Origin of the sequence: Dietzia sp. DQ12-76, assembly GCF_014145045.1 — a bacterium.
GTDB lineage: Bacteria > Actinomycetota > Actinomycetes > Mycobacteriales > Mycobacteriaceae > Dietzia.
In genome coordinates this window covers 1-8,794 of sequence record NZ_JAALDV010000161.1, presented here as the reverse complement: position 1 = coordinate 8,794, position 8,794 = coordinate 1, and the positions used below count along the sequence as shown (strand labels likewise).

Annotated in this window: 9 protein-coding genes; 7 read left to right on the top strand and 2 right to left on the bottom strand. The window is 70.3% G+C overall.

Features of this window, described 5'->3' with window-relative positions:
- Positions 1 to 585: NlpC/P60 family protein (locus G6019_RS06730; protein WP_182627259.1), on the top strand; the 585-nt coding region annotated here is incomplete at its 5' end.
- Between the two features lie 52 nt (positions 586 to 637).
- Positions 638 to 1,771, top strand: coding sequence for a glycosyltransferase family 4 protein (locus tag G6019_RS06725; RefSeq protein WP_182612615.1), 1,134 nt, complete (start codon positions 638 to 640; stop codon positions 1,769 to 1,771).
- 45 nt (positions 1,772 to 1,816) lie between these two features.
- Here the strand turns inward: G6019_RS06725 and G6019_RS06720 are convergent, their stop codons facing one another.
- Positions 1,817 to 3,616 carry an AMP-dependent synthetase/ligase gene (locus G6019_RS06720; protein ID WP_107756198.1) on the bottom strand — a complete coding sequence of 600 codons (1,800 nt, stop codon included), beginning with the start codon at positions 3,614 to 3,616 and terminating at the stop codon, positions 1,817 to 1,819.
- 143 nt (positions 3,617 to 3,759) lie between these two features.
- On the opposite strand from G6019_RS06720, the gene G6019_RS06715 reads away from it, so the two are divergent.
- Genes G6019_RS06715 through G6019_RS06695 form a run of 5 tightly spaced genes read left to right on the top strand, consistent with a single transcriptional unit; the run spans position 3,760 to position 7,835 of the window.
- Positions 3,760 to 4,221: an SRPBCC family protein gene (locus G6019_RS06715; protein WP_182612613.1), complete on the top strand. Its 462-nt coding sequence runs from the start codon at positions 3,760 to 3,762 to the stop codon at positions 4,219 to 4,221.
- Between the two features lie 14 nt (positions 4,222 to 4,235).
- On the top strand, positions 4,236 to 5,105 hold the full coding sequence (locus G6019_RS06710; RefSeq protein ID WP_231750528.1) for a hypothetical protein: 870 nt from the start codon (positions 4,236 to 4,238) through the stop codon (positions 5,103 to 5,105).
- A gap of 50 nt (positions 5,106 to 5,155) precedes the next feature.
- Positions 5,156 to 5,890 (top strand): lysophospholipid acyltransferase family protein, encoded by a 735-nt coding sequence (locus G6019_RS06705; protein ID WP_309230177.1) that lies wholly within the window; start codon positions 5,156 to 5,158, stop codon positions 5,888 to 5,890.
- A gap of 5 nt (positions 5,891 to 5,895) precedes the next feature.
- Positions 5,896 to 6,393: a polyadenylate-specific 3'-exoribonuclease AS gene (locus G6019_RS06700; protein ID WP_107756201.1), complete on the top strand. Its 498-nt coding sequence runs from the start codon at positions 5,896 to 5,898 to the stop codon at positions 6,391 to 6,393.
- Positions 6,394 to 6,428: 35 nt separating this feature from the next.
- Positions 6,429 to 7,835, top strand: coding sequence for a class II 3-deoxy-7-phosphoheptulonate synthase (locus tag G6019_RS06695; RefSeq protein ID WP_107756202.1), 1,407 nt, complete (start codon positions 6,429 to 6,431; stop codon positions 7,833 to 7,835).
- A 55-nt stretch (positions 7,836 to 7,890) separates the two neighbouring features.
- On the opposite strand, the gene G6019_RS06690 is transcribed toward G6019_RS06695, so the two are convergent.
- On the bottom strand, positions 7,891 to 8,794 hold a 904-nt coding region (locus tag G6019_RS06690; RefSeq protein WP_182627257.1), incomplete at its 5' end, for a PASTA domain-containing protein.

Genomic DNA, 8,794 nt, shown 5'->3' with positions numbered 1-8,794 from the left:
CGCGCCGCCTCAGCGGAGGCCGCCCGTCTCCGGGTGGAGGCGGATCTCGCGTCGGAAGCCGCGCGCGCCTCGGCGCGTGACGCCCAGCGACGCGCGGATGACCTCGATCGGCGGTCGGACGAGATGAGAGTGCGGATCGACGAGGTGAGACGTCGCGTGGACGCTCTCTCCGACGCGCAGCGTGCACTCTGGGCCGGCGGCCCCCTGGTGCCCCCGGGGTACGTCGCCCCGGCGATCGACGGGGTCAACACGGCCGCCCTGAACGTGGCCCTCACCCGGATCGGTGCCCCGTACTCCTGGGGGGCGACCGGACCGTCCGAGTTCGACTGCTCCGGCCTCATGGTGTGGGCGTACGCGCAGGAGGGCAAGACGCTTCCCCGGTCGAGTCAGGCGCAGGCGGTGGCGGGGGCGCCCGTCGCGATGCCGGACATCCAACCCGGAGACCTCGTCATCTACTACGCGGGTGCGACCCACGTCGGCATGTACGCCGGCGACGGACTCGTCCTCCACGCGCCGACCTACGGGGTGCCGGTCAAGCTCGAGAAGGTCGACGCGATGCCGATCAGCGGGGTCCGTCGCTACTGACGCGTGGGCGCCGGGCAGGCGATCCCCGGGCGGTGTGGCAGTCTCGGACGTGATGACGAAGACCCTGCTGATCACCAACGACTATCCGCCGCGGCCCGGTGGTATCCAGTCGTACCTGGAGACCTATCTGGCGCACCTGGACCCGGAGGACGTGGCGGTCCTCGCCTCGACGTTCCGGGGCCGGGACTCGATCGAGTACGACGACTCCCGCCCCTATCTGGTCGAGCGGGTCCCGACGGAGATGCTGCTGCCCACACCGGATCTCGCGAAGCGTGCCCGGCGACTGGCCTCGGACTTCGGGGCGAGCACGGTGTGGTTCGGTGCGGCAGCACCGCTGGCCGCCATGGCACCCGTCCTGCGGGAGGGGCCCGTCACCCGCATCGTCGCCAGCACCCACGGTCACGAGGTGGGGTGGTCGATGCTGCCGGGTTCGCGCCAGGTGCTCAGGATGATCGGTGAGTCCACGGACGCCGTCACCTACGTGAGTGAGTACACGAGGCGACGCCTCGCGGCGGCGTTCGGCCCGCACGCGAGGCTCGTGCACCAGCCCGGGGGGGTCGACACGGACAGGTTCCGACCCGATCCCGTGCGGCGGCGGGCGATCCGCGAGCGCTACGGGGTGGCGGACCGTGAGGTGATCGTGTGTCTCTCCCGCCTCGTCCCGCGAAAGGGACAGGACGCGCTCATCCGCTCTCTGCCCGAGATCGCCCGCCGCGTCCCGGGAGCGGTCCTCGTCGTCGTCGGGGGTGGCCCGTACCGGCGGACGCTGGAGGGTCTGGCCCGCAGGCACGGGGTGACGGACCGGGTGATCTTCACCGGCCGGATCCCGGCGGACGAGATCGTCGATCACCACCGGATGGCGGACGTGTTCGCCATGCCCTGCCGCACGCGGGGTGGGGGACTCGACGTGGAGGGGCTGGGAATCGTGTATCTGGAGGCCTCGGCCTGCGGCGTCCCAGTCGTGGCCGGCCGGAGTGGTGGCGCCCCGGAGACGGTCCTGGACGGGACCACCGGGCTCGTGGTGGACGGGACCTCGACGGGCGAGATCGTCGACGCCGTGGCCGGTCTGCTCTCGGACCGGCCACGCGCGTCGTCGATGGGTGTCCGCGGACGCACCTGGGTTCTCGACTCCTGGCGCTGGGAAGACCTCGCCCGCAACATGCGGCGAGTGCTCTCCGGGGACTAGCTTCCCGATCGAGTCCCGATCCGGGCGTGGATCGAGTCTCGGACGTCAGGTGTAGAGATCCTCGATCTGTGCGGCGAACTTCTGGTGCACCACGTTCCGCTTGACCTTGAGCGACGCGGTGAGTTCACCGGTCTCCTCGGTGAACTGATCGGGGAGGACGTGGTACTTCTTGATGGCCTCCGAATGGGAGACGGTGCTGTTGGCCCGGGACAGCGCCTGGTCGAGATGCTCGATCATGTCCGCGTCCCGCAGCAGCTCGTACAGGGACCCGGTCTTGTGGTGGTGGGCCTTCCACCGGTCCAGTGCCTCGGGGTCGAGGGTGATCAGCACCGAGATGAACGGCTTCCCGTCGCCCACACACACGGCCTCGGCGACGAGCGGGTCCGCCCGGAGCGCGTCCTCGAGCTGGTTCGGAGCGACGTTCTTGCCGCCCGCGGTGACGATGATCTCCTTCTTGCGGCCGGTGATGGTCAGGTAGCCGTCCTCGTCCAGCGATCCGAGGTCCCCGGTCCGGAACCAGCCGTCGGAGAAGGCCTCGGCGGTCGCACGCTCATTGCGCCAGTAGCCGGAGGTCACCACCGGGCCGTTCACCTCGACCTCGCCGTCCGGGGCGATCCGGACCGCGCATCCGGGCAGTGGCTGGCCGACGGTCCCGATACGCATCTTGCCGGGGGTGTTGACCGCGATCGCCGCGCAGGTCTCCGTGAGTCCGTACCCCTCGAAGATGTTGACACCGATGCCGTCGAAGAAGTGGGTCAGGCGTTCGCCGAGCGGCGCGCCACCCGAGATGGCGATCTCGCAGCGTCCACCCAGTGCAGCGACGAGCTTGGCGTAGACGAGTCTGGCGAACAGCGCGTGGCGGAGCCTGAGCAGTGGCCCGACCCGCCCACCGCGGTTGGCCTTGGAGTAGGCGACGGCGGTGTCGGTGGCCTTGTCGAACATCCACGCCTTGAAGGCACCGCCGTCCTGGGCGGTGGCCTGGGCCTTGTTGAAGACCTTCTGGAACACGCGCGGGACGGCCAGGATGTAATGGGGCCGCATCTCGGAGAACGTGTCCACGAGATTCGTCAGGTCCGACGAGTGGGCGATCCGGACGCCGGCGTGGAACCCCGCGTAGGTGATGGCGCGGGCCAGCACGTGGGCCAGGGGAAGGAACATGACCGTGGTCGCGTCCTGCCGGAGGTACTGGTTGAACGGGGTCTCGAGGACAGCGAGGGTCTCGGACATGAAGTTCCGGTGGGTGAGCATGCACCCCTTGGGTCGTCCGGTGGTGCCGGAGGTGTAGATCAACGTCGCGGGGGCGTCCGCGCTCACCGCGGCGCGACGTTCGTCGAGCACCGCGTCGGCGACGTCGGTCGCCCCGGCGACGAGCAGGTCCAACGCGGGGCTCTCGCCCTCGATCACCAGGACGTCGGGGGACCCCTCCAGGTCGGCGATCCCCTCGCGGGTGGTCGCGGCGTGGGTCTGCTTCTCGACGATGATGAGCCGGGCGCCCGAGTCCTCCATGATCCAGCGGATCTGTTCCGCGGACGAACTGTCGTAGACGGGTACCGTGACCGCGCCCGCCGCCCAGATCGCGAAATCGATCACGTTCCACTCGTATCGCGTCGAACACAGGAGGGCGACCCTGTCCCCGGCCCCGATCCCGCGGGCGACCAGGCCCCGACCAACCAGGCGGACCGTGTCGGCGAACTCCCGGTTGGTGACGTCGGTCCACCGTCCGTCGACCGGGCGTTGGAAGGCCACGTTGTCCGGAGTCCGCTCCGCCCGGTCGTACGCCGCCTGGGCACAGGACCAGTCTTCGGGGACGGTGAAAGTGGCGGGGGCGGCGACGTATTCGCGCAAAGGGTCCTCCTGGTGGAGACGATCGATGGTCTAATCGCGGTGAGGACACACTATCCCCGGGGGTGGACGGCATCCACGCCACCCGTGCGCCCGGGCGTCAGCCGGAGGGCGCATCCCGGCGGGAGATATGTGAAGCTGGGGATATGAGTGAGGACAACGGCGCCCCCGAGGTGTGGCCGACCAGCGACTCCACGGTCATCGAGGCGACGGTCGAGGACGTGATGGCCGTCATCTCGGACTTCGACTCGTATCCGGAATGGTCCACGTCGATCCGGGTCGCCGAGGTTCTCTCGGTCGGCGCGGACGGTCGGTCAGACCGGGTCCGGTTCGCGCTGGAGGCCGGTGCGATCGTCGACGACTACGTCCTCGTCTACTCCTGGTCGGCGGACGACAGGGCCGTCGAGTGGCGCCTCGAGAGTTCGACGCTCCAGCGCGCGCAGAAGGGCTCCTACCGGCTCGAGCCGGTCGAGGGCGGCACCCGGGTCGACTACGAGTTGGAGATCGAGCTCGTGGTGCCGGTGATCGGTCGGCTCCGCGACCGGGCCGAGCGGCGGATCCTCTCCGAGGCTCTCCGTGAACTCAAGCGCCGGGCCGAGTCGAGGTGACCGGGTCGAGGGTCGTGATCGTTCTGGGGGGCGACCCGGCGGACAGGTCCGCGGCGATGGCGGATTTCCTGTTGGACGCCGGCGGAACCGCTCTCATTCTGACCGGGGATCCCGGTTCGGTCGATCCCCGACTGGACACGACCGACGAGGGGCCCGTGGAGGTCCGCGCAGACGACGCCACCGCGAGACTCGAGGCGTACACATCGGGGGCCGTGGACCCGGAGGACGAGGTGCTCGCGGCCCTCGCCACCGGTAGCGACGCCCCCCTCGCGGCAGTACTGGGATGGGAGTACGCCCGGCGTGCGGCTGCCGCGGGGGTGTGGGATGTGGTGATGGTCGACCTCGACGGTGATCTCGCGGCCGTCCGCAGGCTTTCCGCAGCGGGGGAGCTCGCCGGGTTCGTGGAGTCCCGGTGGCCCGCGCATGTCCGGTTCGCGTCCATGGCGGCCGGGGACCGTGCCGACGCCCGGACCCGCGAGGCGCACCGGTTGTCCCTCCTGGCCGGGGAGGTCTCGACGTTCCTCGCCGGGCCGGTCGAGGTGATCGTCGCCGGCGGTGCTCCGGACCGCACGGCGGCTCTGGCGACACTCGCCCGCGGTGCGGTCACCCCCGTCGTGTCCGCGGACGGCAACGGTGGCTACCGGGCGGAGTTGCCGGTGCCCGCCCCGCCGACGACTCCGCCCTCGGTCGAGAGCGGCGGTCTCCGGCTGGAGTTCAACGGCCTCCGGACAGTGCTGCGCCTTCCCGCGTTGCTGTCCCGGTGCACCCTCGTCGCGTCGCACCACGATCCGGTGGCGGGTGCCGTGGTCGCCGGATTCGTCCCGGATCCGGAGCTCTGGCCACCGAATCTCGTCCCGTCCGGATTCGCGGGCCGATCCGGGTAGTATCCGCTTTCGTCGACCTCCCCAACCATGAGAAAGACCGGTGACCCCAGGTGCTGTACTGGTTGTTCAAGTACGTGATCATCGGGCCTTTCCTGCGGATGACCAGTCGGACGGTCCTCACCGGCGAGGAGAACTTCCCGGCGACCGGGGCAGCGGTCCTGGTGGGGAATCACGAGTCCGTGGGCGACTGGTTGTTCACCCCGCTGCTCCTTCCCCGGCGGGTCACCTTCCTGGCGAAGAGCGACTACTTCACGGGCAGCGGGATACGCGGAGCCCTCAGCCGGTGGTTCTTCGCCGGGACCGGCCAGTACCCGATCGACCGGACCAACGCGGACGCCGCGCAGGCGGCCCTCGACGCGGGCATGGAGGTCCTGTCCTCGGGGCAGATCCTGTGCGTCTACCCGGAGGGCACCCGCACCCCGGACGGGCGGTTGTACCGGGGCAAGACGGGGCCGGCCCGGCTCGCGCTGCGCGCCGGGGTCCCGATCATCCCGGTGGGGGTGGTCGGTACGGGTGACTACATCCGCAAGGTCACCCGACCGCATCGCCGGACTCCGGTCCGCGTGATGATCGGGGAACCCCTCGACCTGACGCCGTGGGCCGGTCGGGAGGGGGACCGCGTGGCCGAGCGCGAGATCACCGACGAGTTCATGCGGCGTATCCAGGCGCTGACGGGTCAGGAGTATGTTCCGGACGTCTACGGTGCGGAGATGAAGAAGCGCTACGAGGCGGTCCGGAAGTCGGGACGAAACCTTCTCGACACTCCCGTCGAGGGGCAGCGCTGACGCCGGTGCGCTACTTCTACGACTGTGAGTTCATCGAGGACGGCACCACCATCGACCTGGTCTCGGTGGGGGTGGTAGCCGAGGACGGACGTGAGTTCTACGCGGTCTCCACGGAGTTCGACCCGGCGAAGGCCGGGCCATGGGTCAGACGCAACGTCCTGCCGAAACTCCCCAATCCCTCGTCGGCGGCGTGGAGGTCGCGCGCGGCGATCCGCGACGAGTTGTACGACTTCGTCACCGCGCCGGCCTCCGGCCCGGTGGAGCTGTGGGCATGGATCGGCGCGTACGACCACGTCGCCGTGTGCCAGCTCTGGGGTGACATGACCGAGCTCCCGGCGGCGATGCCGAGACTCACCCGGGATGTGCGCCAGCTGTGGGAGCTGGCCGGGCAACCGGAACTGCCCGTACACCCGGGCGGAGCCCATGACGCTCTCGGTGATGCGCGTCATGCGGCGATGAGGTTCCGGGCGATCGCCGCGACAGCACCCCACCTGGGCCTCTGAGGTCTGCGACGCTGCCGGTGGCGTATCCTCGCCGGGTGAGCAACTGGACAGTCGACGTCGACATCGCGCAGCTTCCCGACCTCCCCCCGCTCTCGGCGGACCTCGATCGACTGCTGGCGGACGCACTGTCGCGACCCGCGCTGCAGCAGCCGTCGTGGGATCCCGATCACGCTGCGGCGATGCGCAAGGTCCTCGAGAGTGTGCCCCCCATCTGTGTGGCCTCGGAGGTCGAGCACCTCTCGGACCGGTTGGCCGACGTCGCGCACGGCCGCGCCTTCCTCCTCCAGGGCGGGGACTGCGCGGAGACCTTCGAGGCCAACACCGAGCCGCACATCAAGGGCGTGATCCGCACGCTCCTCCAGATGTCCGTGGTCCTGACCTACGGCGCCTCCATGCCGGTGGTCAAGGTCGGGAGGATCGCCGGCCAGTACGCCAAGCCGCGCTCCGCCGATCGGGACGCCACCGGCCTGCTGTCCTACCGCGGGGACATGGTCAACGGGTTCGACGCCGACGAGACCACTCGTGAGCACGACCCGTCCCGACTGGTCCGGGCCTACGCCAACGCCGCCGCGGCCATGAACCTGGTCCGGTCGCTGACGGCGTCGGGGACGGCGGACCTGCACCGCGTTCACGAATGGAACATGGAGTTCGTCGCCGGTTCCCCTGCGGGCGCGCGATACGAGGCCCTCGCCGCGGAGGTCGATCGCGGCCTGCGGTTCATGGACGCCTGTGGGGTCGCCGACCACAACCTGCGGTCGGCGGACATCTTCTCCTCCCACGAGGCGCTGGTCCTGGACTATGAGCGCGCGATGCTACGCCTGGCCGACGACGGCACGGGACTCACGGGCGACGCGCAGCAGGGGCTGTACGACCTCTCGGCACACTTCCTGTGGATCGGGGAGCGCACCCGCGGGATCGACGACGCCCACGTGGCCTTCGCCTCGCTCATCGAGAACCCGATCGGACTGAAGATCGGCCCCTCCACGACCCCGGAACTCGCGGTGGAGTACGTGGAGAAACTCGATCCGCGCAACCGACCCGGGCGTCTGACCCTGGTCTCCCGTATGGGCAACGACAAGGTCAGGGACGCCCTCCCACCGATCGTTCAGGCCGTCGAGGCGTCGGGCCACAAGGTCATCTGGCAGTGCGACCCGATGCACGGCAACACCCATTCCACGTCGAACGGCTACAAGACCCGGCATTTCGACCGGATCATCGACGAGGTCCAGGGCTTCTTCGAGGTCCACCACGCGCTCGGTTCGCACCCGGGCGGGATCCACATCGAGCTCACGGGCGAGGACGTGACCGAGTGTCTGGGAGGCGCCCAGGACATCTCGGATCTCGACCTCGCCGGACGGTACGAGACCGCCTGCGACCCGAGACTCAACACCCAGCAGTCTCTCGAACTGGCCTACCTGGTCGCGGAGATGCTCCGCCACTGAGCCGCGTCCGGACCGGGTCCCTGACGGGGCCCGGGGGGCCTCGGGTCCGGAGGACTCAGCCCAGTGCGTCGATCTCGACCTCGCTGCCCCGGGCCACGACCCGCCCGGGCAGCGGGTTCTGGCCGTAGACGATCCCGCCCGGCGACCCCGAGTCGAGGACGGGCTCGAGCCCGGCGTCGCGGAGGGTCTGCCGGGCGTCGGAGGCCCGGGCCCCCAGGACGACGGGGACGGTCACCGCGTCGGACGGGACGATCCGCAGCACGGCGTTGGCGGGATCCAGCCTCCGGCCGGCGGGGGGGTCGGTGCTGACCACCCGACCGTCGGCAATGCGGCGGTCGGTGACGGGCGGCTGGCGGACGATCGTGAAACCGGCCCTGGTGAGTACGTCGGTGGCCTCGTCCACCGGTACGTCCCTGATGTCGGGGACGGTGAGGGCGTTGGAGACCAGCAGCGTCACGCCGTCCCCACGGGCCACGTCCGATCCGACGTCGGGGTCTGTGCCCACGGCGAGCCCGCCGTCGACCTCGTCGTCGTAGACCCGGCGGACCTCCGACACGGTGAGCCCGGATCCCTCCAGCGCGGCCCGGGCCTGGTCCTCCTCGAGGCCCGCGACATCGGGGACGCTCACCGGAGCCGGTCCCGAACTGGTCACCATCGACACCCTGGTCCCCACGTCGACGGTGGTCCCGGACCGTGGCTCCAGAGCCACCACCTGCCCGACCGGGACCGAGTCGGAGTGCTCGGTCCCGCCGCGGACCGGTTCGAGCGAGTTCTCCCGCAGCAGGGCCGAGACGGTGTCGACGTCGCGTCCGGCGCCCACCTCGGGCACGACCGGCCGTCCCACGGAGACCAGGACCGCCACCGGGTCACCGCGGGGGACGCGGGCCCCCGCCTCGGGGTCGGTTCCGACCAGTCCCGCCCGGGGCACGTCGTTGCTGAACGCGTCACGGGTGGTGGCC